This window comes from Streptomyces sp. NPDC056373 (assembly GCF_042262425.1).
Lineage (GTDB): Bacteria > Actinomycetota > Actinomycetes > Streptomycetales > Streptomycetaceae > Streptomyces.
This window is the reverse complement of record NZ_JBHJPX010000004.1, coordinates 394,065-419,477: the sequence shown is the minus strand read 5'-3', so window position 1 is coordinate 419,477 and position 25,413 is coordinate 394,065. Positions and strand designations below refer to the sequence as shown.

General features: G+C 71.3%; 25 protein-coding genes and 1 pseudogene. 17 read left to right on the top strand and 9 right to left on the bottom strand.

Annotated elements, in window-relative coordinates; all coding sequences use genetic code 11:
• Positions 1-79: 79 nt before the first annotated feature.
• The 5 genes and pseudogenes from ACFCXS_RS11065 to ACFCXS_RS11045 all read left to right on the top strand — a co-directional run.
• A pseudogene (locus ACFCXS_RS11065) lies at positions 80-1,621 on the top strand (PhoH family protein); the annotation flags it as partial.
• A 153-nt stretch (positions 1,622-1,774) separates the two neighbouring features.
• Complete coding sequence (locus ACFCXS_RS11060; protein ID WP_344454221.1) at positions 1,775-2,227, top strand: PhoH family protein; 453 nt, start codon at positions 1,775-1,777, stop codon at positions 2,225-2,227.
• Positions 2,228-2,241: 14 nt separating this feature from the next.
• Positions 2,242-2,739 carry an rRNA maturation RNase YbeY gene (ybeY, locus tag ACFCXS_RS11055; protein WP_033306334.1) on the top strand — a complete coding sequence of 166 codons (498 nt, stop codon included), beginning with the start codon at positions 2,242-2,244 and terminating at the stop codon, positions 2,737-2,739.
• 9 nt (positions 2,740-2,748) lie between these two features.
• A complete protein-coding gene (locus ACFCXS_RS11050) occupies positions 2,749-4,056 on the top strand; it encodes a hemolysin family protein (RefSeq protein WP_376642962.1) in 1,308 nt (435 codons plus the stop codon).
• Positions 4,053-4,412, top strand: a complete 360-nt coding sequence (locus ACFCXS_RS11045) for an MmcQ/YjbR family DNA-binding protein (protein WP_376642961.1) — start codon at positions 4,053-4,055, stop codon at positions 4,410-4,412. Before ACFCXS_RS11050 ends, ACFCXS_RS11045 begins: the two co-directional genes overlap by 4 nt.
• On the opposite strand, the gene ACFCXS_RS11040 is transcribed toward ACFCXS_RS11045, so the two are convergent.
• On the bottom strand, positions 4,374-5,825 hold the full coding sequence (locus ACFCXS_RS11040) for an MFS transporter (protein ID WP_376642960.1): 1,452 nt from the start codon (positions 5,823-5,825) through the stop codon (positions 4,374-4,376). The genes ACFCXS_RS11045 and ACFCXS_RS11040 overlap by 39 nt on opposite strands.
• 142 nt (positions 5,826-5,967) lie before the next feature.
• Between ACFCXS_RS11040 and ACFCXS_RS11035 the strand changes: the two genes are divergently transcribed.
• The 3 genes from ACFCXS_RS11035 (at position 5,968) to ACFCXS_RS11025 (ending at position 7,822) form a co-directional block, all read left to right on the top strand.
• On the top strand, positions 5,968-6,792 hold the full coding sequence (locus tag ACFCXS_RS11035; protein WP_376643031.1) for a helix-turn-helix transcriptional regulator: 825 nt from the start codon (positions 5,968-5,970) through the stop codon (positions 6,790-6,792).
• A gap of 28 nt (positions 6,793-6,820) precedes the next feature.
• The gene (locus ACFCXS_RS11030; RefSeq protein WP_376642959.1) at positions 6,821-7,174 is read left to right on the top strand and encodes a cytidine deaminase; all 354 of its coding nucleotides are present in this window, start codon (positions 6,821-6,823) and stop codon (positions 7,172-7,174) included.
• Positions 7,175-7,345: 171 nt separating this feature from the next.
• Complete coding sequence (locus tag ACFCXS_RS11025; RefSeq protein WP_376642958.1) at positions 7,346-7,822, top strand: hypothetical protein; 477 nt, start codon at positions 7,346-7,348, stop codon at positions 7,820-7,822.
• 26 nt (positions 7,823-7,848) lie between these two features.
• Here the strand turns inward: ACFCXS_RS11025 and ACFCXS_RS11020 are convergent, their stop codons facing one another.
• Positions 7,849-8,187 carry a P-II family nitrogen regulator gene (locus tag ACFCXS_RS11020; protein WP_053669183.1) on the bottom strand — a complete coding sequence of 113 codons (339 nt, stop codon included), beginning with the start codon at positions 8,185-8,187 and terminating at the stop codon, positions 7,849-7,851.
• Positions 8,184-9,494 (bottom strand): ammonium transporter, encoded by a 1,311-nt coding sequence (locus ACFCXS_RS11015; protein ID WP_376642957.1) that lies wholly within the window; start codon positions 9,492-9,494, stop codon positions 8,184-8,186. Before ACFCXS_RS11015 ends, ACFCXS_RS11020 begins: the two co-directional genes overlap by 4 nt.
• A 153-nt stretch (positions 9,495-9,647) precedes the next feature.
• On the opposite strand from ACFCXS_RS11015, the gene era reads away from it, so the two are divergent.
• Positions 9,648-10,610 carry a GTPase Era gene (gene era / locus ACFCXS_RS11010; protein WP_362037733.1) on the top strand — a complete coding sequence of 321 codons (963 nt, stop codon included), beginning with the start codon at positions 9,648-9,650 and terminating at the stop codon, positions 10,608-10,610.
• A gap of 85 nt (positions 10,611-10,695) precedes the next feature.
• Here the strand turns inward: era and ACFCXS_RS11005 are convergent, their stop codons facing one another.
• The gene (locus ACFCXS_RS11005) at positions 10,696-11,142 is read right to left on the bottom strand and encodes an ATP-binding protein (protein WP_376642956.1); all 447 of its coding nucleotides are present in this window, start codon (positions 11,140-11,142) and stop codon (positions 10,696-10,698) included.
• A gap of 248 nt (positions 11,143-11,390) precedes the next feature.
• Here ACFCXS_RS11005 and ACFCXS_RS11000 point away from each other — a divergent pair, with 248 nt between their 5' ends.
• The 3 genes from ACFCXS_RS11000 to ACFCXS_RS10990 are packed head-to-tail and all read left to right on the top strand — an operon-like array spanning position 11,391 to position 13,377.
• Positions 11,391-12,263 (top strand): helix-turn-helix domain-containing protein, encoded by an 873-nt coding sequence (locus ACFCXS_RS11000; RefSeq protein ID WP_376642955.1) that lies wholly within the window; start codon positions 11,391-11,393, stop codon positions 12,261-12,263.
• Entirely contained in the window at positions 12,260-12,511 is a 252-nt protein-coding gene (locus ACFCXS_RS10995) for a DUF397 domain-containing protein (protein ID WP_376642954.1), read from the top strand. Before ACFCXS_RS11000 ends, ACFCXS_RS10995 begins: the two co-directional genes overlap by 4 nt.
• A 53-nt stretch (positions 12,512-12,564) precedes the next feature.
• Positions 12,565-13,377: an SAM-dependent methyltransferase gene (locus tag ACFCXS_RS10990; protein ID WP_376642953.1), complete on the top strand. Its 813-nt coding sequence runs from the start codon at positions 12,565-12,567 to the stop codon at positions 13,375-13,377.
• Here ACFCXS_RS10990 and ACFCXS_RS10985 read toward each other — a convergent pair.
• From ACFCXS_RS10985 to ACFCXS_RS10975, 3 genes are all read right to left on the bottom strand, one after another.
• Positions 13,367-14,689, bottom strand: a complete 1,323-nt coding sequence (locus ACFCXS_RS10985; protein WP_376642952.1) for a GH1 family beta-glucosidase — start codon at positions 14,687-14,689, stop codon at positions 13,367-13,369. The genes ACFCXS_RS10990 and ACFCXS_RS10985 overlap by 11 nt on opposite strands.
• 141 nt (positions 14,690-14,830) lie before the next feature.
• Positions 14,831-15,097, bottom strand: coding sequence for a protealysin inhibitor emfourin (locus tag ACFCXS_RS10980; protein ID WP_376642951.1), 267 nt, complete (start codon positions 15,095-15,097; stop codon positions 14,831-14,833).
• 20 nt (positions 15,098-15,117) lie between these two features.
• Positions 15,118-16,179, bottom strand: coding sequence for a M4 family metallopeptidase (locus ACFCXS_RS10975; protein WP_376642950.1), 1,062 nt, complete (start codon positions 16,177-16,179; stop codon positions 15,118-15,120).
• Positions 16,180-16,514: 335 nt separating this feature from the next.
• On the opposite strand from ACFCXS_RS10975, the gene leuA reads away from it, so the two are divergent.
• The 5 genes from leuA (at position 16,515) to ACFCXS_RS10950 (ending at position 23,396) form a co-directional block, all read left to right on the top strand.
• The gene (leuA, locus tag ACFCXS_RS10970) at positions 16,515-18,236 is read left to right on the top strand and encodes a 2-isopropylmalate synthase (RefSeq protein ID WP_376642949.1); all 1,722 of its coding nucleotides are present in this window, start codon (positions 16,515-16,517) and stop codon (positions 18,234-18,236) included.
• Positions 18,237-18,447: 211 nt separating this feature from the next.
• A complete protein-coding gene (locus ACFCXS_RS10965; RefSeq protein WP_104780667.1) occupies positions 18,448-19,143 on the top strand; it encodes a TerB family tellurite resistance protein in 696 nt (231 codons plus the stop codon).
• Positions 19,144-19,295: 152 nt separating this feature from the next.
• The gene (locus ACFCXS_RS10960; RefSeq protein ID WP_376642948.1) at positions 19,296-21,443 is read left to right on the top strand and encodes an MMPL family transporter; all 2,148 of its coding nucleotides are present in this window, start codon (positions 19,296-19,298) and stop codon (positions 21,441-21,443) included.
• Positions 21,444-21,495: 52 nt separating this feature from the next.
• Entirely contained in the window at positions 21,496-22,737 is a 1,242-nt protein-coding gene (locus tag ACFCXS_RS10955) for a sensor histidine kinase (RefSeq protein ID WP_376642947.1), read from the top strand.
• On the top strand, positions 22,734-23,396 hold the full coding sequence (locus ACFCXS_RS10950; protein ID WP_376642946.1) for a response regulator: 663 nt from the start codon (positions 22,734-22,736) through the stop codon (positions 23,394-23,396). Before ACFCXS_RS10955 ends, ACFCXS_RS10950 begins: the two co-directional genes overlap by 4 nt.
• A gap of 11 nt (positions 23,397-23,407) precedes the next feature.
• Here ACFCXS_RS10950 and ACFCXS_RS10945 read toward each other — a convergent pair whose 3' ends face one another.
• Both ACFCXS_RS10945 and ACFCXS_RS10940 read right to left on the bottom strand, forming a co-directional pair.
• The gene (locus ACFCXS_RS10945; RefSeq protein ID WP_376642945.1) at positions 23,408-24,340 is read right to left on the bottom strand and encodes a dihydrodipicolinate synthase family protein; all 933 of its coding nucleotides are present in this window, start codon (positions 24,338-24,340) and stop codon (positions 23,408-23,410) included.
• A complete protein-coding gene (locus tag ACFCXS_RS10940) occupies positions 24,337-25,410 on the bottom strand; it encodes an oligopeptide/dipeptide ABC transporter ATP-binding protein (protein WP_376642944.1) in 1,074 nt (357 codons plus the stop codon). Before ACFCXS_RS10940 ends, ACFCXS_RS10945 begins: the two co-directional genes overlap by 4 nt.
• Positions 25,411-25,413 lie beyond the last annotated feature (3 nt).

Genomic DNA, 25,413 nt, shown 5'->3' with positions numbered 1-25,413 from the left:
TCGTACCCTGGGAATCGCGAGGCCGCCCTCAGCTGTGCGGCCGTGACGAGGAGGAACCGCAGGCCTTCAGCGCCGGCCCATGACTCAATCATCGACAGCTCACACCCCCGCGCAGGAGCAGGCGAGAGCACAGTTCACCGTCCCCGCCCAGCACCCCATGGTGACCGTTCTGGGGTCCGGCGACTCCCTCCTGCGCGTGATCGAGAAGGCTTTCCCGGCGGCCGACATCCACGTCCGGGGCAACGAGATCAGCGCGGTCGGCGACCAGAAGGACGTCGCCCTCATTTCGCGCGTGTTCGACGAGATGATGCTGGTGCTCCGCACCGGGCAGCCGATGACGGAGGACGCAGTGGAACGCTCGATCGCCATGCTGAAGGCGAGCGAAAACGGCGAGAGCGACGGCCAGGAGACCCCGGCCGAGGTGCTCACGCAGAACATCCTGTCCTCGCGAGGCCGCACGATCCGCCCCAAGACGCTCAACCAGAAGCGCTACGTCGACGCCATCGACAAGCACACGATCGTCTTCGGCATCGGCCCGGCGGGCACCGGCAAGACCTACCTGGCCATGGCCAAGGCCGTGCAGGCCCTGCAGTCCAAGCAGGTCAACCGCATCATCCTGACCCGCCCGGCGGTCGAGGCCGGCGAGCGGCTCGGCTTCCTCCCGGGCACGCTCTACGAGAAGATCGACCCGTACCTGCGCCCGCTCTACGACGCACTGCACGACATGCTCGACCCGGACTCGATTCCTCGACTGATGGCTGCGGGGACTATTGAGGTGGCGCCGCTGGCTTACATGAGGGGCCGTAGCCAGCCGCTCTTCACGAAGGTCCTGACTCCGGACGGCTGGCGCCCCATTGGCGACCTCCAAGTCGGTGACTTGGTCATCGGCTCGAACGGTGAGCCGACCCCGGTCCTGGGCGTCTACCCCCAGGGCGAGCGGGACATCTACCGTGTCACAGCCCAGGACGGCTCCTGGACGCTGTGCTGCGGCGAGCACCTGTGGACGGTTCGGACAGCCTCGGACAAGCGTCGCAACAAGCCGTGGCGGGTCCTGGAGACCCGGGAGATGATCGGCAACCTGCGGGCGGCCCACGCTCGCCGGTACGAACTGCCGATGCTCACCGCGCCGGTCCAGATGCCGGAGCGCGACGTCCTCATGGACCCGTACGCGCTGGGACTGCTGCTCGGTGACGGCTGCCTCACCGGTTCCACGACCCCCTCCTTCGCGACCGAGGATCCGGAACTGGCCGAGGCGCTGGAGGCCTCGCTGCCCGGTGTCGCGGTGCGGCACAAGAGCGGACCGGACTACGTTCTCAACCGGATCGAGTCCCCGGGCGACGTGATCACCCTGGAGAACCCCGTCACGCGTGTCCTGCGTGAACTGGACCTGCTGCGTACTCGCTCGCACTCCAAGTTCGTCCCGGACGACTACCTGTACAACTCGGCCGAGGTGCGGCTGGCGGTCCTCCAGGGCCTGCTGGACTCCGACGGCGGCCCGGTGGCGCAGAAGGACCGCACCTGCCGGATCCAGTACACGACGACGTCGGCTCTGCTCCGCGACGACGTCGTCGCCCTGGTGCAGTCGCTGGGCGGTGTGGCGTACACCCGCCGCAGGGCCGCCGAGGGGCGCAGGCCCGGCCTCGTCAAGGGGAGGGAGGTCGGCTACCGGCACGACGCTCATGTCATCGACATCCGCCTCCCCGAAGGCATCGAACCCTTCCGCCTCCCCCGCAAGCGCGACAAGTACCTCGCTGCCGGAGGCGGCGGGCGCCCGATGCGGTTCATCGACAGCATCGAGCCCGCAGGCCGGGAGGAGACCGTCTGTATCCAGGTGGCGGCCGAGGACTCGTTGTACGTCACGCAGGACCACCTGCTGACGCACAACACCCTCAACGACGCCTTCATCATCCTGGACGAGGCCCAGAACACCAGCCCCGAACAGATGAAGATGTTCCTCACCCGCCTCGGCTTCGAATCGAAGATCGTGATCACGGGAGACGTGACACAGGTCGACCTGCCGGACGGGACGAAGAGCGGTCTGCGGCAGGTGCAGGACATCCTGGACGGCGTGGACGACGTCCACTTCTCCCGGCTCTCGTCGCAGGACGTGGTCCGGCACAAGCTGGTGGGCCGTATCGTCGACGCGTACGAGAAGTACGACACCACGCACGGCACCCAGAACGGCACACACAAGGGCCGCGGCAAGTCCGGGCACAAGGGGAAGTAGACACACACAGCACCATGTCGATCGACGTCAACAACGAGTCCGGCACCGAGGTCGACGAGCAGGCGATCCTCGACATCGCCCGCTACGCGCTCGCTCGGATGCGCATCCACCCGCTCTCCGAGCTCTCGGTGATCGTCGTGGACGCCGACGCCATGGAGCAGCTCCACATCCAGTGGATGGACCTCCCCGGTCCGACGGATGTCATGTCCTTCCCCATGGACGAGCTGCGCCCGCCCTCCAAGGACGATGACGAGCCCCCGCAGGGGCTCCTCGGCGACATCGTGCTGTGTCCCGAGGTCGCACTGAAGCAGGGCAAGGAAGCGGAGACGCAGCACTCCATGGACGAGGAGCTCCAACTGCTCACCGTGCACGGCGTGCTGCACCTGCTGGGCTACGACCACGAGGAGCCGGACGAGAAGGCCGAGATGTTCGGCCTCCAGGCGGCCATCGTGGACGGCTGGCGCGCGGAGCGGGGCCTGACCGGCCCGTCCCCGGCGCCGACGGTCTCGTAACGCCCGCCGATGAGTCCTCAACTCGCCCTGGGCGCCATCGCCCTGGTCGTCGTGGCCTGGCTCGCCGCCTGCGCGGAGGCGGGCCTCGCCCGCGTCTCCAGCTTCCGCGCCGAGGAGGCCGTGCGCTCCGGCCGCCGCGGCAGCGCCAAGCTCTCCCAGGTCGCCGCCGACCCGACCCGCTACCTCAACGTGGCGCTGCTGGTCCGCGTCGCCTGCGAGATGGCCGCCGCCGCGCTGATCACCTACGGCTGCCTCAAGGAGTTCGACGGCACCACCGAGGCGCTGCTGGTCGCCATCGCGGTCATGGTCCTGGTGTCCTATGTCGCCGTCGGGGTGTCCCCGCGCACCATCGGCCGCCAGCACCCGCTGAACACCGCGACGGTCTCCGCGTACGTCCTGGTGCCGCTGGCCAGGATCATGGGCCCGATCCCGTCGCTGCTGATCCTCATCGGCAACGCGCTCACCCCCGGCAAGGGCTTCCGCCGCGGTCCCTTCGCCTCCGAGGCGGAGCTGCGCGCCCTGGTCGACCTCGCCGAGAAGGAGTCGCTCATCGAGGACGAGGAGCGCCGCATGGTGCACTCCGTCTTCGAGTTGGGCGACACCCTCGTCCGCGAGGTCATGGTCCCGCGCACGGACCTGGTGGTGATCGAGCGCTTCAAGACCATCCGCCAGGCCCTCACCCTCGCCCTGCGCTCCGGCTTCTCGCGCATCCCCGTCACCGGGGAGAGCGAGGACGACATCGTCGGCATCGTGTATCTCAAGGACCTGGTCCGCAAGACGCACATCAGCCGCGACGCCGAGTCCGAGCAGGTGTCCACGGCGATGCGCCCGGCGTTCTTCGTGCCCGACACCAAGAACGCCGGCGACCTGCTGCGCGAGATGCAGAAGGAACGCAACCACGTCGCCGTCGTCATCGACGAGTACGGCGGCACGGCCGGCATCGTCACCATCGAGGACATCCTCGAGGAGATCGTCGGCGAGATCACCGACGAGTACGACCGTGAACTGCCGCCGGTCGAGGAGCTCGGCGAGGACCGCTTCCGCGTGACGGCCCGCCTCGACATCAGCGACCTGGGCGAGCTGTACGGCCTGGAGGAGTTCGACGACGAGGACGTCGAGACGGTCGGCGGGCTGCTCGCCAAGGCGTTGGGGCGCGTCCCCATCGCCGGTGCCTCGTCCGTCGTCGACCTGCCCGACGGCCGGGAGCTGCGCCTGACCGCTGAGGCGGCGGCCGGACGCCGGAACAAGATCGTGACGGTGCTGGCGGAGCCGCTGGGCACGGCGGAGCCGCCCTCGGAGGAGGAGAAGCCGGAGTGACCCCGCAGGAGCTGCGCGCGTTCTGTCTCTCCTTCACCGCGGCGGTGGAGGACTTCCCGTTCAGCCCGGAGATCTCGGTCTTCAAGGTGCGGGGGAAGCTCTTCGCCCTGTCGTCTCTCGACGCGCGGCCCCTGCAGGCCAATCTGAAGTGCGACCCGGACGAGGCGGTCCGCCTCCGCGGCGAGCACGAGGGCCTCATCGTCCCCGGCTGGCACATGAACAAGCGCCACTGGAACACGGTGACGGTGGACGGCGGGCTCCCGGACCAGCTGGTCCGGGAGCTCATCGAGGACTCGTACGACCTGGTCGTGGCCGGCCTACCGCGCGCCGAGCGCCTCCGGCTCGACCGCCCCTGAGGCCGTCTCGGCAGCCGCCTTCCGGCCCCGCAGGCCGAGGGCGACGAGGACGGCCGCCGTCAGCACGATCGCCGTCTCCACCGCGAGGACCGTGTGGAGGCCGGTCAGCAGATCCGACGAGGTGGTGGCGAGGACGCCCAGCAGCGGGATGCCGATGGTGATGCCCACCTGCTGGGTGGAGGTGACCAGACCGGTGGCCAGGCCCTGCTCCGCGTCGGGGACGCCGGAGGTGACCGTCAAGCCGTAGGAGACGATCGCGCCGAGGTGGCACATGCTCGCCAGCGAGACGGCGGCCGTGGCGAGCCACACCGACCAGGTGTGGGTGCCCAGCCCCAGCATCGCGGCGGTCAGCACACCCTGCCCGGCGAGCGAGCCGACGAGCGTGCGGCGGGCGCCGAAACGCCCGATGACCCGGGCGGCGAGCGTCCCGGCGACCGCCGACAGCACGCCCTGCACGCCGAAGACCAGCCCGGTCTCGAAGGCGGACAGACGCAGGGTCTCCTGGAAGTACAGGGTCAGCACGAACACCACCGTCGACATCATCGAGAAGGTGACCAGACCGCCCACGTTGCCCCACGCCACGGTGCGCCGACGCAGCATCGGCAGGGAGACCAGCGGCGCCTCGGTGCGGGACTCGACGAGCACGAACGCGATGAGCAGTGCCGCACCGGCGGCCAGGGTCGCGATGACGTCGGCATGGCCGAAACCGCGGTCGGCGGCCGTCGACAGGGCGTAGATCACCGACAGCAGACCGCCGGTGACGGTGACGGCGCCGGGCACGTCCAGGCGCCGGTGCCCGGGGGTGCGGGACTCCGGCAGCAGACCGGGGGCCAGGGGCAGGACGATCAGCGCGAAGAGGGCGAGCACGCCCATGGTGGAGCGCCAGCCCAGTACGTCGGTCAGGACACCGCCGGCCACCATGCCGACGGTGAAGCCGAGCGAGAGCAGCGTGCCCGAGATGCCGAGGGCACGGTCGCGGGCCGGCCCTTCCGCGAAGGTCGTGGTGAGCAGGGACATCCCGGTCGGCACGATGGCCGCCGCGCCGATCCCCTGCAGGGCCCGCCCGGTCAGGAACGAGGCGGGGTCCCAGGCGAAGGTGGCCAGCAGCGAGGCCGCCCCGAACAGGGCGAGTCCGGCCAGGAACAGCCGTCGGCGGCCGTACAGATCGCCGACGCGGCCGAAGAGGAGCAGGAAGCCGCCGGACGGCAGCGCGAACGCGGTGACCGCCCACTGCAACGCCGACTGGCTCATGCCGAGGTCGGCGCCGAGGACGGGCAGCGCCACGTTCAGCACGGAGAAGTCCAGGGCCACCATGAACTGGGCGGCGCACAGGACGAACAGGACGAGTCTGTCGCGCGTCGACAGCCGTGGAGTGTCGAGCGGTGAGGGTGCGGGTGTGGTGTCGATCGCCATGGGCAAGAGCCTGCGTCCGGCGGAATAGCCGTGGGTAGCGGCAGGTTGTCCTGGTGGTCACACCACCAGACACGAGGGGGACCGGTCCGTGCCCGTGGACGAGCTCAAGGCCCGGCGGCGAAGCGAGCTGCGCGAGTTCCTGATGAGCCGGAGGGCCCGGGTCAGCCCGGCCGAAGCCGGACTCCCGGACGGTGGCGCCCGCCGCCGTACCCCGGGGCTGCGCCGCGAGGAGGTCGCGGTGCTCGCCGGTGTCGGCGCCTCCTGGTACCAGTGGCTGGAACAGGGCCGGGACATCTCGGTGTCCCCGCAGGTCCTCGACTCCGTCGCACGCGTCCTGCGGCTGAGCAACGCCGAGCGCCGCCACCTCTACGTCCTCGCCGGAATGAACCCGCCCGTGCCCGAGGTCGAGCCGGACAGGCAGCGGGACATGTGCGAGGGGCTGCGGCGGCTGATCGACGCGTGGATGCCGTACCCGGCGCACATCATGGACTCGTACTACAACTGCGTGCTGTACAACGACGCGGCCGCGTCCGTCCTCGGGATGCGGCCCGGCATCACGCAGAACTGCATCGTCGACTTCTTCACCGACCCGATGTACCGCTCCCGTGCGCTGAGCTGGGAGCGGAACGCGCGCACGGTCGTCGCGCAGTTCCGGGCCGCCTGCATGGCCAGCCCGGACGACGAGGGGTTCCAGGCGGTGGTAACCGAACTGCAGGCGGCGAGCGCGGAGTTCGCCGAGCTGTGGGAGCGCCGGGACATCGAGGAGGCCGGGCAGATCCGCAAGGAGATGGACCACCCGGTGGTGGGGCTGCTGTGCTTCGAGTCCAGCGTGATGAAGCTGCCGGCGCGGCCGGACCTGGCGGTCGTGCTGCACACGCCGCTGAACGAGGCGGACACGGCGGCCAAGCTGGAGTGGCTGGCGTCGCCCGAGGGGCGGCGCGGGACGATGTACCCCGTGGCGGGATAGCGGCGGTGCCTGTTCGTATGCTCGGGGCATGACCGACAGCAACGCGCTCGACCCCGAGGACCGCAAGATCGTCACCCTGGCCCGTTCCGCGCGGGCCCGCAACGGCGTGCCCGAGGGGGCGGCCGTACGGGACGAGACCGGACGCACCTACGTCGCGGGCACCGTGGCCCTCGACTCCCTGAAGCTCAGTGCCCTGCAGACGGCGGTGGCGATGGCGGTGGCCTCGGGCGCGACGTCCCTGGAGGCGGCGGCCGTCGTGACGGAGGCGGACACCGCGTCCGAGGCGGACCGGGCGGCCGTACGGGACCTCGGGGGTGCGGAGACGCCGGTCCTGGTGGCGGGGTTCGACGGCACGGTCCGGACCACCGTCACCGCTGGCTGAATCTCGCTGTAACCGCCGGTAATTAGGCCAGTTTTCAACCTTGCCGCCGCCTGCCCCACACGCATCAATGGAACCGTAAGTTCCGACGGACCGTCAGGTTCGGCTCTCGCGCAGCGTGCCCGCACTCACCTGCCGAGCGGTCCCCCCACATGGAAAGGGAGCCGGAATCCCATGAGATGCAAGCGAATCGGAGCAGGTGCGGCACTGGCGGCCGGGGCCCTCGCGGTCACCGGGCTCGCCTTCGCCCCCGCGGCCCTCGCCGTCACCCCCCAGACGGCGACGATCAGCGCGAACTGCGGTGCCTTCGGCAGCGGCGAGGCCACCCTCACGGCCACGCAGGACGGCACCGCCGCCACCCTCACGGTCAAGTCCTCCGCGATCACGGCGCCCATCGCGCTGGGAGAGGACTCGATCTCGTCCACCCTCACCCTGGTGAAGAGCGGCGGCGGCACCGTCGACTTCACCGGCACGGAGAACCCGGCCATCGCCGCCGGGGCCCCGGTCGAGGTCGGCCCCCTCAGCGGCACCGTGGCCTCCGGCGACAGCCTGGAGGCCTTCGGCGGCTCGCTGAAGATGACCGTCTTCGGCATCACCATCACCTGCACGGCGGCCGGGCCCCAGTCACCGGGCCCGTTCGTGTTCGACTGAGAACGGAAAGCGGCGCGGCCCCGGTGTCAGAGCGCGTCGGGGCCGCGCTCGCCCGTCCGCACCCGCACCACGGTGTCGACGGGCAGCGCCCACACCTTGCCGTCGCCGATCTTGCCGGTGTGCGCGGCCTTCACGACCGCGTCGATGACCGCCTCGGCGTCCGCGTCCTCGACGACGACCTCGATCCGCACCTTGGGTACCAGGTCGACCTGGTACTCGGCACCGCGGTACACCTCGGTGTGGCCACGCTGCCGGCCGTAGCCGCTGGCCTCGCTGACGGTCAGGCCGTGCACGCCGAGTTCCTGCAGGGCGTTCTTGACCTCGTCGAGGCGGTACGGCTTGACGATCGCGGTGATGAGCTTCATGCCTGGGGGGTGACCTTCTGAGCGGGGGAGACGACGGAGGAGGAGACCGGGGCGCCGTGGCCCAGGACCCCGTGATCGTAGGCCGTCTCGGCGTGCACCGTAAGGTCCAGGCCGGTCTGCTCCTGCTCCTCGCTCGCCCGGAAGCCCATCGTGGCGTCGATCAGCCGCCCGATCCCGTACGTCACACCGAACGCGTACAGCGCCACCACGACCACGGCCACGAGCTGCTTGCCGAGCTGGCCGAGCCCGCCGCCGTAGAGGAGGCCCTCGGCGCCGCCGGTCATCGACTCCTCGGCGAAGACGCCGATGAGGAGCGTGCCGATGATCCCGCCGACCAGGTGGACGCCCACGACGTCCAGGGAGTCGTCGTAGTTCAGCTTGAACTTCCAGCTCACGGCGTACGAGCAGACGACACCGGCGGCGAGGCCCACGACCAGCGCCCCGAGCAGCGAGACGGACCCGCAGGACGGGGTGATGGCGACCAGGCCCGCGACCGCGCCGGACGCGGCGCCCAGGGTCGTGGGGTGGCCGTCGCGCTTCTGCTCCACGAAGAGCCAGCCGAGCAGGCCGGTGCAGCCCGCGGCGAGGGTGTTGAGGAACACGGCGGCCGCGAGCCCGTTGGCGCCGAGCGCGGAGCCGGCGTTGAAGCCGAACCAGCCGAACCAGAGCAGACCGGCACCCAGCACCACCATGGGCAGGTTGTGCGGGCGCATGGCCTCCTTCTTGAAGCCCGTGCGCGGGCCCAGGACCAGGCACAGCGCCAGCCCGGAGGCGCCGGAGACGATCTCCACGGGCAGCCCGCCGGCGAAGTCCAGGGCACCCAGCTTCTCCAGGATCCAGCCGCCCGGGCCCCACACCCAGTGCGCGACCGGAACGTATACGAGCAGCGCCCACACCGGCACGAAGACCAGCCACGCCCCGAACTTCGCCCGGTCGGCGACGGCGCCGCTGACCAGGGCGGCCGTGATGATCGCGAAGGTGAGCTGGAAGGTGGCGAAGAGGAGGGTGGGGACCGTGCCCTGGACGCTGTCCGGGCCGAGGCCGCTCATGCCGGCGTGCTCCAGCCCGCCGATGAGACCGCCGGCGGCGTCCTCGCCGAACGTGAGGGAGTAGCCGGCCGCCAGCCACACGACCGTCACCAGGGCGATCGACACGAAACTCATCATCAGCATGTTGAGCACGCTCTTCGTGCGGACCATGCCGCCGTAGAAGAGGGCCAGACCCGGGGTCATCAGCAGGACGAGGGCGGTGGCGGCGAGCAGCCAGGCGGTGTCACCGGTGTCGGCGCTTGCGGCGGCGAGGGTCACGGTTGTCTCCAACGGTGCGGGGGCTCGTCAGAGGTTCACGGGCCCGCGTTTCCGGTTGCGTACGGGTGTGTTTCCGTGACGTTTCGTTGCGTGAGGGTTTCAAGAAGCTCACCCAGGGCGTCCGGTGCGGAGCGGCTCCGGGGATCAGGGAGAATGGGCGGCATGAGCGTTCGCATGCAGTCATCCGAAGAGTCGGGCGAGACCGTCCACCGCGCCGGCTTCGCCTGCTTCGTGGGCCGTCCCAACGCGGGCAAGTCCACCCTCACGAACGCTCTGGTCGGCCAGAAGGTGGCGATCACGGCGAACCAGCCGCAGACGACCCGGCACACCGTGCGGGGCATCGTGCACCGCCCGGACGCGCAGCTGATCCTGGTCGACACCCCCGGGCTGCACAAGCCGCGCACCCTGCTGGGGGAGCGGCTCAACGACGTGGTGCGCACGACGTGGGCCGAGGTCGACGTGATCGGCTTCTGTCTGCCGGCGAACGAGAAGCTCGGTCCGGGCGACCGTTTCATCGCGAAGGAACTGGCGTCCATCAAGAAGACGCCGAAGATCGCGATCGTCACGAAGACCGACCTGGTGGACGGCAAGACGCTCGCCGAGCAGCTGATCGCGATCGACCAGCTCGGCAAGGAGCTGGGCTTCGAGTGGGCGGAGATCGTGCCCGTCTCGGCGGTCGGCGACAAGCAGGTGGGTCTGCTGGCCGACCTGATCGTCCCGCTGCTGCCGGAGGGACCGGCCCTCTACCCCGACGGGGAGCTCACCGACGAGCCCGAGCAGGTCATGATCGCGGAGCTGATCCGCGAGGCGGCGCTGGAAGGCGTGCGCGACGAGCTGCCCCACTCCATCGCGGTCGTCGTCGAGGAGATGCTCCCCCGCGAGGACCGCCCCGCGGACAAGCCCCTCCTCGACATCCACGCCTTCGTCTACATCGAGCGCCCCAGCCAGAAGGGCATCATCATCGGCCCCAAGGGCAAGCGCCTGAAGGAGGTCGGCATCAAGTCCCGCAAGCAGATCGAGGCGCTGCTGGGCACACCGGTCTTCCTCGACCTGCACGTGAAGGTCGCCAAGGACTGGCAGCGGGATCCGAGGCAGTTGCGCAAGCTGGGGTTCTGAGGCGCAGGCAGTTGCGCAGGCTGGGGTTCTGACGTCCTGCGAGGCCATTGCGCACGCTTTGGCCCTGTGACGTCCCCGAACCGCCTCACGAAGCCGTCGCCAGGCTCGCCCACACCGCGTTGCCGCCGGTCAGGGTCGAGCGGGTGATGCCCCAGCTCTCGGCTATCTCACGGACGAGCAGCAGGCCGCGGCCGCCCTCGTCGTCGGGGCCGGGGCAGCGGTCGGGGATGCCGCGGCCCGAGAGGTCGCCGTCGTGGACCTCCAGCCGGAAGCGCGCGTCCGTCATCAGCTGGACGCCGCACAGGATCCGTTCGCTGAGCGTGTGCAGCACGGCGTTGGTCACCAGCTCGGACACGAGCAGCACGGCGTTCGCGCACACCTCGTCGGGTACCTGCCACGCGGCCAGCCGGGCGCGCATGGCGTCGCGGGCGGCTCTGACGCTGGTCCGCTGTGGGGGCAGCTCCAGCCAGTCGGTACGGTCCGGGCGCACCGCGTCCAGGAACCGGGGAGTGGATGTCGTGTGGGGGGACACGGCGATCGCCTTCCGTGGGGGGTGGGCGCAGTCAAGGAAGGGGCGAGCGGACAACGGACCGGCCGGTTGGGTGAGTTGCTGCTTCCGGAACCCTGGTCACACAAGTAACTATGCTCGGAGAGCAGTTCACGCTGCAACCATCTGCCTGATAATTTCAGAAGGACGGTATCGCCCGGGCGGAACGGTCCGGTGAGACGTTCAAGTCCTCACGACGTCGGCGGCCGTGACGACCCCTCAGGAGGCACGGCGTGAACGACGCACGACCTGGCACCGGCGCCGGCGCCCCCACCGTCCTCCGCATGATCCTGGGCCGCCGCCTCCAGGAGGCCCGGCAGGGGGCGGGCCTCTCCCTCGACGACGCCGCCAAGGCCCTGCGCGTCACGCCGCTGACCATCCGCCGCCTGGAGAAGGCCGAGGTCGGCCTGAAGATCCTCTACGTCGAGAAGCTCCTGGAGACCTACGGGGCCGACGGCCAGGAGATCGAGGAGTTCGCCGCTCTGGCCGAGCGGGCCAACGAGCCCGGCTGGTGGCATCCCTACCGCGACGTGATGCCGTCCTGGTTCACGGCCTACGTGAGCCTGGAGACCGGCGCGAGGACCCTGCGCACCTACGAGCCGCAGTACGTCACCGGCCTGCTCCAGACGCCCGGATACGCGCGGGCCGTGCTGCGCGGCGGCTTCCCGAACGACGGCGAGGACGACCTCGACCGGCGCGTGGAGCTGCGGCTGCGCCGCCAGAGCCTGCTCGGCAAGCCTGACGCGCCCACGCTGTGGGTGGTGATGGAGGAGGCCGTGCTGCACCGGGTGGTGGGCGGCCCCGAGGTGATGCGGGAGCAGATCGACCGGCTGCTGGAGGCGTCCGAGCTGGAACACGTCAGCGTCGACATCGTGCCGTTCGGCGCGGGCGCGCACGTCGGGGCGTGCGCGCCGTTCACCTATTTCCGGTTCGAGGAGCGGGAGCTGCCCGACATCGTCTACAGCGAGATCCTCTCCGCCTCCGTCTATCTCGACCAGCGCGCGGACGTCGTGGCCCATCTCGAGGCGCACAACCGGCTGTCGCTGAAGACCTCGTCGGCGGACAGCAGGGCGCTGCTGCACCGCATGCGGAAGGAGTACTCATGACCGTCACCGAGGGCGTCGTCTACAACGGCATGCCCGCCTCGGACCTGGGCGAGCAGGGCTGGGAACGTCCGTGGAGCGGCCCCAACGGGGGCCAGTGCGTGGAGACGAAGCAGCTCGCCGACGGCCGCGTCGCGATGCGCCAGTCGGCCGACCCCGCCGGTCCCGCGCTGATCTACACGCCCGAGGAGATCACCGCGTTCGTCGCGGGGGTCAAGCAGGGCCTCGCCGACCATCTGACGGCCCGCTGAAGCCCCCTCCGGGCCGGGCCCGCACCACCACCCCCCCCACTGAGAGGCACCACATGAGCACCTCGCACACCGCGCGGGACATCGACACCAGCCGGCCGCACTCCGCCCGCATGTACGACTACTACCTGGGCGGCAAGGACCACTTCGAGGTCGACAAGCTGGCGGCGGAGCGCGTCGCCGAGGCCTACCCCGCCATCTTCGTGTGCGCCCGTGAGAACCGGGCGTTCATGCACCGCGCCACCCGCGTCCTGGCCCGTGAGCACGGCATCCGGCAGTGGCTGGACATAGGCACCGGAATCCCCACCGAGCCCAACCTGCACCAGGTCGCCCAGTCCGTGGTGCCCGACGCCCGGGTGGTCTACGCCGACAACGACCCGCTCGTCCTCAAGTACGCCGAGCGTCTGATGCGCAGCACCTCCGAGGGCCGCACCACGTACATCGAGGCGGACGTCAACGACCCGCAGTCGCTGCTGAACGCGCCCGAGCTGGCCGAGATCCTGGACCTGGACCGGCCGGTCGCGCTGTCCCTCAACGCCCTGATGCACTTCGTCACCGACGCCCAGGACCCCTACGGCATCGTGCGCCGCCTGCTGGACGTGCTGCCGTCGGGCAGCGCCCTGGCGCTCAGCCACTGCACGCCCGACTTCGACCCGGCGACCTGGCAGAAGGTCACCGACATCTACACCACGGCCGGCACGCCGGTGCGGTTCCGCTCGCGGGAGGAGGTGGCCCGCTTCTTCGACGGCCTGGACCTGCTCGAGCCGGGCGTCAGCGTGGGCCACCGCTGGCGGCCCGACGCCACCGGGGGCGACGCCCCGACGGACGCCGAGGTCAGCCTGTGGACCGGGGTGGGCATCAAGCCGTAGGCCGCTGCGACCGCAGCAGCTCCCGGTACCAGTCGTACGAGGCCTTCGGGGTCCGCTCCAGGGTGTCGAAGTCGACGTGGACCAGGCCGAAGCGGCGTGCGTAGCCCTCCGCCCACTCGAAGTTGTCGAGCAGGGACCACACGAAGTAGCCGCGCACGTCGACGCCCGCCTCCACCGCCCGGTGCAGGGCCCTCACATGACCGTCCAGGTAGGCGATGCGGTCCTGGTCGTCGACGCCCGGGTACGAGCAGCCGTTCTCGGTGATGATCACGGGCGGGAGCCGGTCACCGTAGCGGTCGCGGAAGGTGGTGAGGACTTCGGTGAGGCCCTCGGGGGCGACCGGCCAGCCGAAGTCGGTGACCGGGTACCCCTCGATCTCCCGGACGGAGAAGGGCAGTTCGGCGGGCATGGTGATGCCGCCGAACTCGATCTCCGCGCCCTGCGGGGCACCGACGCGGGTCGGGGCGTAGTAGTTGATCCCGTACCAGTCGAGCGGCTCGGCGATCACCTTCAGGTCCGCCTCGACGTCGCCCGGCATCAGCTCGCCGATGCCGTCCGGGTAGCGGCCCAGCAGCAGCGGGTCCGCGAACAGGCGGTTCAGCAGCAGGTCGTAGAAGTCCGCCGCCTCCACGTCCGGCGTCTCGGCCGACGCCGCCCAGGTCGGGCCGTGCGAGTTGGCGACGCCGATGTCGGTGGCGCCCGAGGCGCGCAGGGCCCGGACGGCCAGGCCGTGGGCGAGCAGCTGGTGGTGGGCGGCCGGCAGCGCGTCGAACAGCAACTTTTTGCCCGGCGCGTGCACGCCCAGGGCGTGGCCCAGCAGGGTGTGCTCGGCGGGCTCGTTCAGGGTGATCCACTTCGTCACGCGGTCGCCGAGACGGCCCGCGACCAGGGCCACGTACTCGGCGAAGCGCTCGGCCGTGTCCCGCTCCAGCCAGTCCAGGTCCGTCGGCAGGTCCCAGTGGAACAGCGTCGGCACCGGGCGCACGCCCGCCGCGCACAGGTCGTCGACCAGCCGGTCGTAGAAGTCCAGGCCCTTCTCGGAGCGCACCCGCGGCCACGAGATCGAGAAGCGGTAGGCGTTGACGCCGAGGCCGGCCAGGAGGGCCACGTCCTCGTGGTGGCGGTGGACGTGGTCGCAGGCCACCGCCGCCGTCGAGCCGTCCTTCACCCGCCCCGGTTCGGCCGAGAAGGCGTCCCACACGGACGGCTCGCGCTCGTCCACGCCGCCCTCGATCTGGTGCGCGGAGGTGGACACGCCCCAGAGGAAGCCGGCCGGGAAGCGGGGGATCGGGTTGCTTGCGTCAGTCGCCATGGGCTGGATCATCCGTACCGGCGGTAACGGAAGTCAACGCCCGGGCGGAAGGGAGCTGTTGGACGCGGGCTGTCATCCGCCTCCCACTGGGCCCTGCCGTGCGCGCGCCGTCGCCGGCCCGCCGCGGTCACGCCCCGGCCGCTACGCCCCTTCCTTCAGCACCCGTGAGATCAGCTTGCGCTGCTCGTCCGTCAGCCGGGGGTCCGAGCAGTAGACCGTCCTGCCGTCCACCGTGATCTGGTAGCTGAAGCCGTCCGGCACCCCGACCGGCGGAGTGCCCCGGCCGGCGGCCACCGCCTGCTCGGCCAGGGCGTGCCACTCGGCGGCATCCGGGCGGTCCGAGGTGTCCACCTCGGCGTACCGCTCGATGCCCGCGAACCCGCCCGTGCGCCTCACCTGAATCCGCATGGCACCTGTCTAGTACGGAACTACAGGGTCCGCACCCCGACCTGCTCCCAGCCCTTCGACACGGCGTCCAGCTCCTCCCCGTCGCCGAACCGCTCCCGGGCGGCCTTCACGGTGAGCGTCGCGAAGTCGGCGAACATCGCGTCCTGCCTCAGTTCGCCGCCGGTCAGCACGTCGTACCAGACCTGCCCGGCCCGCTCCCAGGCGTGCCCGCCCAGGGCCGTGGCCGCCAGGTAGAAGGCGTGGTTCGGGATGCCGGAATTGATGTGGACACCGCCATTGTCCCGGCCGGTGCGCACGAAGTCGTCCATCGTCGCCGGCTGCGGGTCCTTGCCGAGGACGTCGTCGTCGTACGCCGTGCCCGGCGCCTTCATGGAGCGCAGCGCCGTGCCCGTCACCCGTGGGGCGAGCAGACCCGCGCCGATCAGCCAGTCGGCCTCGGCGGCGGTCTGGCCGAGCGTGTACTGCTTGATCAGCGCGCCGAAGACGTCCGACAGGGACTCGTTGAGCGCGCCGGGCTGGCCGAAGTAGGTGAGGTTGGCCGTGTACTGCGTGACGCCGTGGGCGAGTTCGTGGCCGATGACGTCGATCGGGATGGTGAAGTCCAGGAAGATCTCCCCGTCCCCGTCGCCGAAGACCATCTGCTCGCCGTTCCAGAAGGCGTTGTTGTAGTCGCGGTCGTAGTGCACCGTCGCGTTCAGCGGGAGGCCGTTGCCGTCGATCGAGTCGCGCCGGTAGGCCTGGAGGAACAGCTCGAAGGTGGCGCCGAGGCCCGCGTAGGCGCGGTTGACGGTGGCGTCCTTGCCGGGCTTGTCGCCCTCGCCGCGGACCTTGTGGCCGGGCAGGCCGGTGCCGTGCCGGGCGTCGTGGATGGTGCGCTGCGGCTTGCCGTCGGCGAGCGCGGCGACGGCGCTCGCGCCGATGACCGTGGTCAGGCGGCGCTGGGTGCGCTCGAAGGCGTCGCGCTGCAGGGTGCGGCGGGCGGGACCGGCGAGCGCGGGGTCCTCGGCCTGGGCGAGCCGGTCGAGGACATGGGGCGGAACGATGGTGCAGAAGACGGGCTCGAAGCCCCCGTGAGTCGTCATGCCCGGCACCTTTGCACTGAGTGACGAGACTGTCACTAGTCGCCACCATGATTGGTGAAATACCGGGACAACGCCCCTCACGCTCCGTGCTGAGTGCTATGGCGAAGTGGCATAGCGCACTTTTTGTCCCGTTTGGGCGTCCGGTCCCGCATACTGATACGACCCCACGCGCCGGGGAGCGGCTCGGCTAGCATGCTGCGCATCATGCGTTTCGGGCTGCTTCTCCTTAGCTGCCGCGGCGAGGGCCTGTAGTCGAGGCCGACCCCCTCCCCGCGGAGCTTGGTGCTGCGTCGTCGGCCGTCCTTCCGGACACCCTCTGAGGAGCCCTAAGCATCATGGCGAACCGCCAGCAGCCCAGTTCCCTGCCGATCCACAAGTACGGCCGCTACGAGCAGGTCGACATCCCGGACCGCACCTGGCCGGAGCAGCGTGTCACCACCGCCCCCCGCTGGCTCTCCACCGACCTGCGCGACGGCAACCAGGCCCTGATCGACCCCATGTCGCCCGCCCGCAAGCGCGCCATGTTCGACCTGCTGGTCAAGATGGGCTACAAGGAGATCGAGGTCGGCTTCCCCGCCTCCGGCCAGACCGACTTCGACTTCGTGCGCTCCATCGTCGAGGAGCCCGGGGCCATCCCCGACGACGTCACCATCTCCGTACTGACCCAGGCCCGCGAGGACCTGATCGAGCGCACGGTGGAGTCCCTGAAGGGTGCCAAGCGCGCCACCGTCCACCTGTACAACGCCACGGCCCCCGTCTTCCGCCGGGTCGTCTTCCGCGGCTCCAAGGACGACATCAAGCAGATCGCCGTCGACGGCACCCGGCTGGTCATGGAGTACGCCGAGAAGCTGCTGGGCCCCGAGACGGAGTTCGGCTACCAGTACAGCCCGGAGATCTTCACCGACACCGAGCTGGACTTCGCGCTGGAGGTCTGCGAGGCGGTCATGGACGTCTGGCAGCCCGGCCCGGGCCGCGAGATCATCCTGAACCTGCCGGCCACCGTGGAGCGCTCCACGCCGTCCACGCACGCCGACCGCTTCGAGTGGATGGGCCGCAACCTCTCCCGCCGCGAGCACGTCTGCCTGTCGATCCACCCCCACAACGACCGCGGCACCGCCGTCGCCGCCGCCGAGCTGGCCCTGATGGCCGGCGCCGACCGCGTCGAGGGCTGCCTGTTCGGCCAGGGCGAGCGCACCGGCAACGTCGACCTGGTCACCCTGGGCATGAACCTGTTCTCGCAGGGCGTCGACCCGCAGATCGACTTCTCCGACATCGACGAGATCCGTCGCACGTGGGAGTACTGCAACCAGATGGAGGTCCACCCGCGCCACCCGTACGTGGGCGACCTGGTCTACACGTCCTTCTCCGGCTCCCACCAGGACGCCATCAAGAAGGGCTTCGACGCCATGGAGGCCGACGCCGCCGCCAAGGGCGTCACCGTCGACGACATCGAGTGGGCCGTCCCCTACCTGCCGATCGACCCCAAGGACGTCGGCCGCTCCTACGAGGCGGTCATCCGGGTCAACTCGCAGTCCGGCAAGGGTGGCATCGCCTACGTCCTGAAGGACGGCCATAGCCTGGACCTGCCGCGCCGCATGCAGGTCGAGTTCTCCAAGGTCATCCAGGCCAAGACGGACGCCGAGGGCGGCGAGGTCACGCCGAAGGACATCTGGGCGGTCTTCCAGGACGAGTACCTGCCGAACCCCGAGAACCCCTGGGGCCGCATCCAGGTGCGCAACGGCCAGTCGACGACCGACACCGACGGCGTGGACACGCTGAAGGTGGAGGCCACGGTCGACGGTCAGGACACCGTCCTGACCGGTACGGGCAACGGTCCGATCTCGGCCTTCTTCGACGCCCTGCAGTCCGTCGGCATCGACGTACGCCTGCTGGACTACCAGGAGCACACGATGAGCGAGGGAGCCTCCGCCCAGGCCGCCTCGTACATCGAATGCGCGATCGACGGCAAGGTCCTGTGGGGCATCGGAATCGACGCCAACACCACCCGGGCCTCGCTGAAGGCCGTCGTCTCGGCCGTCAACCGCGCGGCTCGCTGATCGGCCGTACGGGTCTGCGGCACCAGGCCGCTCACGGATGCAGCAGGGGCTCCGTCCGCCGTTCTCCGGCGGGCGGAGCTCCGTCGCATACCGGCCATTTGCTGTGGAGGTCACGGAAAGGTCTCCTCCGGGGTGCTGACTCCTCGTCTTGGATGTGGCTAACATCACGCAAGCGCGGCGACGTTGCCGTGCGGCGTGACGGAGGTGCGACGTGCTGCCAGGACGGGGACGAAACGGCCATGCCGCCAGGCTTTCGCGCATCCTGGGCACCCGAACCGCGTGGACGGCCGCCGGTGACGGGGAGTTCTTCTGCCCCGGCTGCGGTGGCGACCGCAACTACCAGCGGCTGACCGGACAGCGCCGCTTCACCCTGCTCGGCCTGCCCGTGCTGCCGCGCGGTGAGACCGGCCCGGTCGTGGAGTGCGCGGCCTGCCGCCGCCACTTCGGCACCGACGTCCTCGACCATCCGACCACCACCCGCTTCTCCGCGATGCTCCGCGACGCCGTGCACACCGTCGCCCTCGCGGTGCTGGCGGCGGGCGGCGCCGGGGCCCGTACGGCACTGGAGGCCGCCGTCCTCGCCGTCCGCGCTGCCGGTTTCGACGACTGCACCGAGGAGCAGCTGGCCGCCCTCGTCGAGGCGCTGGAGGCCGACACCGGCCGGATCGCCGGCGAACCCTGCGGCGCGGGACTGGCCATAGAGCTGCACGAGGCGCTGGACCCGCTCACTCCGCACCTCGCCGCGGTCGGCCGCGAATCGATCCTGCTCCAGGGCGCCCGCATCGCCCTGGCGGACGGCCCGTACACCACGGCCGAGCGGGACGTACTGGCGACGGTGGGAGCGGCGCTCACCATCTGCTCCGACGACGTGACCCGGCTCCTCGCGGCGGCCCGCACGCCTTCGTAGGCACACCCGCCCGTTACTCCCCCGGGAGTAACGCCCGGCCGGGACCGCCCCCGGCAGTAGCCCTCAAGTCGCCCACACGCCCGACGAAGCGGCGCCCGTCCGGCGGGAGTCTGGAGACCGATCCAGACACCCGACCGGAGGGAGCCGGACCCATGGGGGCCGTAAGGACGCGTACCGGGCGGAAGCGGGCCGTGCCCTGGGTGGTGGTCGGGCTGTGGCTCGCCGCGCTCGTGCTGGTCGGACCGCTCGCCGGCAAGTTCGCCGACATCCAGCAGAACCGCGCGGTCGACTACCTGCCCGACAGCGCCGACTCGACGCAGGTGGCGCGCATCCAGGACGAGTTGCCGGGCGGCGAGGCGACCGACCTGGTGCTCGTCTACCACCGGGACGGCGGGCTCACCGACGGCGACCGGCGCACCGCCGACGAACAGATCACCGAGCTGAACGGCGCCTACGACCTGGCGGGGCAGCCGAAGGGCATCCCGTCGAAAGACGGCTCCACGCTGATGTACCCGGTCTCCAGCACCCAGCCGGGCCAGGACGAGGAGGCCCGGGACGCCTTCGTCGACGGGGTGCGGGACATCGCCGAGGGCGGCGGCGGACTGAGCGTCGAGGTCGGTGGACCCGGCGCGCTGAACACCGACATGAACGAGGTGTTCGGCACGCTCGACGCCACGCTGCTGCTCGCCACGCTCGGCGTCGTCACCGTGCTGCTCGTCCTCATCTATCGCAGCCCCTTCCTCTGGCTGGTGCCGCTCGCCGTGGCGGGCGTGGCCGCCGCCGTGTCGATGGCCGCCGGGTACGGGCTGCACGAACTCTTCGACGTCACCGTCACCGGCCAGAGCGGCGGCGTGATGACCGTGCTGGTCCTCGGTGCCGGCACCGACTACGCACTGCTGATCGTCTCCCGCTACCGCGAGGAACTGCGGCGCCACGAGCGGCCGTACGACGCCATGAGCGCCGCCCTGCGCGGCTGCGGGCCCGCCGTCCTCGCCTCCTCGGGGACCGTCGCGGCCGGTCTGCTGTGCCTGCTCGCCGCCGACCTCAACAGCAGCCGCGGCATGGGGCCGGTCGGCATGGCCGGGGTGCTCGCCGCGCTGGTCGCCATGACGACCCTGCTGCCGGCGGTCCTGGTGCTGCTCGGGCGGCGCGTCTTCTGGCCGCTGGTCCCCGCGTTCGGGAGCGAGCCGAAGGCCCGGCGCTCGCTGTTCGCCGCGATGGGCTCCTCGGCGACGCGGCGCCCCGCCACCGTCCTCGTCGGAGGTGCCGCGCTGCTCGGCGCCCTCGCGCTCGGCACGCTCAACCTGTCCGGCAGCCTGAAGCAGGAGGACTCCTTCACCGAACGGCCCGAGTCCATCACGGCGATGCGGACCCTCGCGCAGGAGTATCCCGAGCGCAGCAGCCGGCCCGTGACGGTCATCGCGCCCGAGGCACGGGCCGGGGCGGCCGCCGACCGGGCCCGTACGACCGAGGGTGTCGCGGAGGTGGCGCCGGGGCGCAGCGGCTCGGGCTGGACCGAGATCGCCGTCTTCACCACCGCCGCCCCCGAGACCCCGGCCGAGACCCGGACCATCAATGCGCTGCGGGCCGGGCTCGACCCCGTCGGTGCCTACGTCGGCGGGCCCAGCGCGCAGCAGATCGACCTGGCCGACAGCGAGTCACGGGACCGGAAGGTGATCGTGCCGCTGGTGCTGGCCGCCGTGTTCGTCATCCTGGTCGGGCTGTTGCGCAGCCTCGTCGCGCCGCTGTTGCTGCTGGCGGCGGTGGTCGCGGTCTGGGGCGCCGCGCTCGGCATCGGCGGGCTGGTGTTCGAGCCGGTGTTCGGCTTCGCCGGTACCGATCCGGGGCTCGGACTGCTGTCCTTCGTGTTCCTGGTCGCCCTCGGTGTCGACTACGGCATCTTCCTGATGCACCGGATGCGGGAGGAGTCCGTGCGCGGGGCGGAGCCGGAGGCGGCCGCGCTCACCGCGCTGCGGACGACCGGTGGGGTCATCGCCTCGGCGGGGGTGGTGCTGGCGGCGACCTTCGCGGTGCTGACCACGCTGCCGATGGCCGGGCTGGTGGAGCTCGGGTTCGTCATCGCTGTGGGGGTGTTGCTGGACACGTTCCTGGTGCGTACGTACCTGGTGACGACGGCGAGTGTGCTGCTGAAGCGGCGGGTGTGGTGGCCGGGGAAGCTCTCCCGGGCACCGGAACTGCCTGTTGAGGCCGAGGGCGGGGTGTTGCGCAGCCCGGCGGAGCGGGGTGCCGCTCTCGGTGGGACGGGTGCCGCCCCTAGCGGCACGCATGCCCGCAGCTAGGCGGAACGGTGCGGCGCCCCTCCCTCCCGGAGGGGCGCCTTCCTGGCCGAGGATGAGGACCGTGCAGGCACCCACCACCCCGCAGGCGACCTGGTCGCGGCCCGTCGAGCGGATCATGGCCGCGATCAACCGCGACCCCCTGACCGCTCCGCACGCCTTCCGCAACGACGCGCTGCTCGCCGTCGTCGCCGCCGCGCTCGCCCTCGCCCTCGCCCTGCTCGTCGACGACGCGCGCAGGCCGGACGCGCTGGGCTGGACGCTGCTGATCGCCTGCAACGTGCCCATCGCGTGGCGACGCCGGCGGCCGCTGCTCGTGCTGCTCGCGGTCGTGGTGTGCGTCGCCCCGTACCACGCCCTCGACAACACCCACTCCGCGCCGACCCCGGCCACGTACATCGCCCTGTACACCGTCGCGGTGACCGGACGCCCGCTGCGCACCGTCCTGGTCGGGGCGGGAGTCATCGGCCTGTCGGTCAGCGTGATGCTCACCGTCAGCATGCACGAGGCGCTGGAGGTGCTCCGGATCTCGGGCTGGGTCGTCGCCGTGCTCTTCTGCGGTGTCGACGTACGCGTATACCGTCAGTACGTCGCCTCGATCGTGGAGCGGGCCGAACGGGCCGAGCGGACCCGGGAGGAGGAGGCCCGGCGGCGGGTCGCCGAGGAGCGGCTGCGCATCGCCCGGGACCTGCACGACCTGCTCGCCCACAGCATCACCCTGATCGGCGTGCAGACCTCCGTCGCCGCCCATGTGCTGGCCGCCGACCCCGAGCGGCTCGACCGGGAGACGGTGGCCAAGGCCTTCGACGACATCGCCGAGACCTGCCGCAGCGCCCGCGGCGAACTCCGTACGACCCTGGAGGTGCTGCGTGAACCCGGCCCCCCGGACGGCCGCGGCCCGCTGCCCGGCCTCGACGGGCTGCCCGACCTGGCGGAGGCGGCGCGGCTGGCCGGAGCCCGCGTCGAGCAGATCGTCAGCGTGGGGCAGGCACCGCCGGCCGTCGGCGCCGCCGCCTACCGCATCGTGCAGGAGGCACTCACGAACGCCGTGCGGCACGCGGGGCCCGAACCGGCCATCCACGTCGAACTGGAGGAACGGCAGGGCGCCCTGCACCTGTCGGTCCGCGACCACGGCACCGGCCCGGCCCCCGGCGGCACCCCGGGCTTCGGGCTCGTCGGGATGCGGGAGCGGGCCCGCAGCGTCGGTGGCACACTCGACGCCGGACCGGGCACCGGGGGCGGATTCGAGGTGAGGGCGGTCCTGCCGCTGATCACGACGGGGGAGAGAGCCGGATGACCGTACGGGTGCTGCTCGCCGACGACCAGACGCTGGTGCGGGAGGCGTTCGCGATGCTGGTGGAGTCGGCCCGGGACATGGAGGTCGTCGGCCAGGCCGCCACCGGCCGGCAGGCCGTCGAACTGGCCCGCGGCGCGCGCCCCGACCTCGTGGTGATGGACATCCGCATGCCCGACCTGGACGGCATCGAGGCGACCCGGCTCATCGCGGCCGACGAGGAACTCGCGGGCGTGAAGGTCCTCGTCCTCACCACGTACGACACCGACGAGAACATCGTCGAGGCACTGCGGGCCGGTGCCTCCGGGTTCCTGGTGAAGGACACCCGGCCCGCCGAACTCCTCGATGCCATCCGCACGGTCGCCGCCGGCGAGGCCCTGCTCTCGCCCGGCCCCACGGCACGGCTGATCGAGCGGTTCCTGCGCAGCCCCTCCGCCCCGGAGACGGGCGGGCCGGAGTGCCTGTCCGGGCGGGAGCGGGAGGTACTCGCCCTGGTCGCGCGCGGCCTCACCAACACGGAGATCGGCGAGGCGCTGGGCCTGAGCCCGCTCACCGCGAAGACGCACGTCAGCCGCATCATGGGAAAGCTGGCGGCACGGGACCGTGCGCAGTTGGTCATCGTCGCCTACGAATCGGGGATGGTGACGCCGGGCAGCGTCTGACGGACCGGCCCCTAGAGCAGCCCGGCCGCCGCGAGGTACTTGCCGACCTGCTCGACCTCGTCGGGCGCCAGCGGGATCTGCGGCTGTGCCGTCGCCGGGCAGGTGATGACGCCGCGCAGGTGCAGCGCGGCCTTGAAGGCCCCGATCGCCGAGGAGTTCGGGCCCATGCGGGCCGGATCTCCGGCGGTCACCATGCCGAACAGGGCGCACAGGCGCTCCTGTTCGGCACGGGCCCCGTCCCAGTCCCCGGCGCGGCACAGCCGGTCCAGGCGGACATAGCCGTGCGGGTCGACGTTGCCGAGGCCCGGCACCGTGCCGTCCGCGCCGATCGCGAGGGCCGCGTCGACGATCAGCTCGGACCCGGTCAGCACGCTGAAACCGGTGATGCCCCCGCGGTCCCGGACGCCGGTCACCACCTGGCGGAAGGCGGCCAGGTCCCCGCTGGAGTCCTTGAGCCCGGCCACGACACCGTCGGCGGCGAGCTCCAGGACGACGTCGGCCGGCAGCTTCGTGTGGACGGCGACGGGAAGGTCGTAGGCGATGACCGGGACCGGGCTAGCGGCGGCTACCGCCCGGAAGTGGCGGGCGATCTCCGCGGGATGGGTGCGGGTGTAGAAGGGGGCGGTGACCACGACCGCGTCCGCGCCCGCCGCCGTCACCGACGCGACATGGTCCAGCACCCGGGGCGTCGTCATGTCGATCGCCCCGGCCAGCACCGGGAGCTGCCCTCCCACGTGACCCGCGACCGACTCGACGACCAGCCTGCGCTGCCGGTCCGGCAAAAACGCCGCCTCCGAGGTCGAGCCGAGCACGAACAGTCCGTGCACCCCGCCCGCCACCAGATGGTCCACGAGCGAGAGCAGCGAGGGGACGTCCACCTCGCCGTCCGGTGTCAGTGGCGTGCAGACGGGCGGAATGACACCGGTCAGCGGGGCGAGAGTCATGGAGCCTCCATCGGGTCGCGCCGGTGGACGAGGTCGCGGGTCGACTCGTCCTCCCGCACAGGATGGTGGCAGCGGAAGCGGTGCGCGGGCGCCGACGCGGCCGAGAAGCCCGGCATTCGCTCCGCGCAGGTCCCGTCCGCCTTCCAGCAGCGGGTGCGGAACGGGCAGCCGCTCGGCGGGCGGGTCGCCGACGGCACCGGCCCGGTCAGCGGGATCGGGTCGATCGGGTGGAGCAGGCCGGGCGTGGCGGAGAACAGGGCGCGGGTGTACGGGTGCCGGGCCCGGTCGGTGACCAGGGCGGCCGGGGACTCCTCCACGATCCGGCCCAGGTACATGGTGATCACGCGGTCGCTCATCCGCCGGACCGTCTGGATGTCGTGGGAGACGAACACCAGGGCCAGTCCCAGGCGTTCCTTCAGGTCGAGCAGGAGGTTGAGGATCTGGGCCCGGACCGACACGTCCAGGGCGCTCGTCGGTTCGTCCGCGACGACCAGGTCCGGGTCCAGCGCGAGAGCCCGGGCGATCGCGACGCGCTGGCGCTGCCCGCCCGACAACTGGCCCGGCAGGGCCTCGGCGAGGGCCCCGGGGAGACCGACCAGGGACATCAGCTCACGCACCCGCTCCTCGCGCTGCGCCCGCGTGCCCCGGTCGTGCACGTCGAGCGGGTCCCGGAGGATCTGCCGGACGGTCAGGCGGCGGTTCAGGGCCGTCGACGGGTCCTGGAAGATCATGCCGGTACTGCCGCCCACGGCCCGTCGGCGCTCGGCGGCCGGCATCGCCCACAGGTCCCGGCCCCCGAACGACACCGTCCCCCGTGTCGGCCGCTCCACCCCGACCAGCACCTTCGCCAGCGTCGACTTCCCGCAGCCGGACTCGCCGACCACACCGACGGTCTCGCCGGGTGCCACGGCCAGGTCGACGCCGGTCAGTGCGTACACCCGGTCGCGGGTGAACAGGCCGCCGCCGCGGGCCTTGTGGACGACGTGCGTGTCCGCCAGCTCCACCAGCGCGCCGGTGACACCGCCCCCGCTCACGACACCGCCCCCGCTCATGACACCGCCCTCGCTCATGAC

Coding starts and splice junctions, on each gene's coding strand:
- ACFCXS_RS11060 (WP_344454221.1), top strand. CDS start 1,775: ATGCGGTTCATCGACAGCATCGAGCCCGCAGGCCGGGAGGAGACCGTC.
- ybeY (WP_033306334.1), top strand. CDS start 2,242: ATGTCGATCGACGTCAACAACGAGTCCGGCACCGAGGTCGACGAGCAG.
- ACFCXS_RS11050 (WP_376642962.1), top strand. CDS start 2,749: ATGAGTCCTCAACTCGCCCTGGGCGCCATCGCCCTGGTCGTCGTGGCC.
- ACFCXS_RS11040 (WP_376642960.1), bottom strand. CDS start 5,825: ATGGCGATCGACACCACACCCGCACCCTCACCGCTCGACACTCCACGG.
- ACFCXS_RS11035 (WP_376643031.1), top strand. CDS start 5,968: ATGAGCCGGAGGGCCCGGGTCAGCCCGGCCGAAGCCGGACTCCCGGAC.
- ACFCXS_RS11030 (WP_376642959.1), top strand. CDS start 6,821: ATGACCGACAGCAACGCGCTCGACCCCGAGGACCGCAAGATCGTCACC.
- ACFCXS_RS11025 (WP_376642958.1), top strand. CDS start 7,346: ATGAGATGCAAGCGAATCGGAGCAGGTGCGGCACTGGCGGCCGGGGCC.
- ACFCXS_RS11020 (WP_053669183.1), bottom strand. CDS start 8,187: ATGAAGCTCATCACCGCGATCGTCAAGCCGTACCGCCTCGACGAGGTC.
- era (WP_362037733.1), top strand. CDS start 9,648: ATGGGCGGCATGAGCGTTCGCATGCAGTCATCCGAAGAGTCGGGCGAG.
- ACFCXS_RS10995 (WP_376642954.1), top strand. CDS start 12,260: ATGACCGTCACCGAGGGCGTCGTCTACAACGGCATGCCCGCCTCGGAC.
- ACFCXS_RS10990 (WP_376642953.1), top strand. CDS start 12,565: ATGAGCACCTCGCACACCGCGCGGGACATCGACACCAGCCGGCCGCAC.
- ACFCXS_RS10985 (WP_376642952.1), bottom strand. CDS start 14,689: ATGGCGACTGACGCAAGCAACCCGATCCCCCGCTTCCCGGCCGGCTTC.
- ACFCXS_RS10980 (WP_376642951.1), bottom strand. CDS start 15,097: ATGCGGATTCAGGTGAGGCGCACGGGCGGGTTCGCGGGCATCGAGCGG.
- ACFCXS_RS10975 (WP_376642950.1), bottom strand. CDS start 16,179: ATGACGACTCACGGGGGCTTCGAGCCCGTCTTCTGCACCATCGTTCCG.
- leuA (WP_376642949.1), top strand. CDS start 16,515: ATGGCGAACCGCCAGCAGCCCAGTTCCCTGCCGATCCACAAGTACGGC.
- ACFCXS_RS10960 (WP_376642948.1), top strand. CDS start 19,296: ATGGGGGCCGTAAGGACGCGTACCGGGCGGAAGCGGGCCGTGCCCTGG.
- ACFCXS_RS10955 (WP_376642947.1), top strand. CDS start 21,496: ATGAGGACCGTGCAGGCACCCACCACCCCGCAGGCGACCTGGTCGCGG.
- ACFCXS_RS10950 (WP_376642946.1), top strand. CDS start 22,734: ATGACCGTACGGGTGCTGCTCGCCGACGACCAGACGCTGGTGCGGGAG.
- ACFCXS_RS10945 (WP_376642945.1), bottom strand. CDS start 24,340: ATGACTCTCGCCCCGCTGACCGGTGTCATTCCGCCCGTCTGCACGCCA.
- ACFCXS_RS10940 (WP_376642944.1), bottom strand. CDS start 25,410: ATGAGCGAGGGCGGTGTCATGAGCGGGGGCGGTGTCGTGAGCGGGGGC.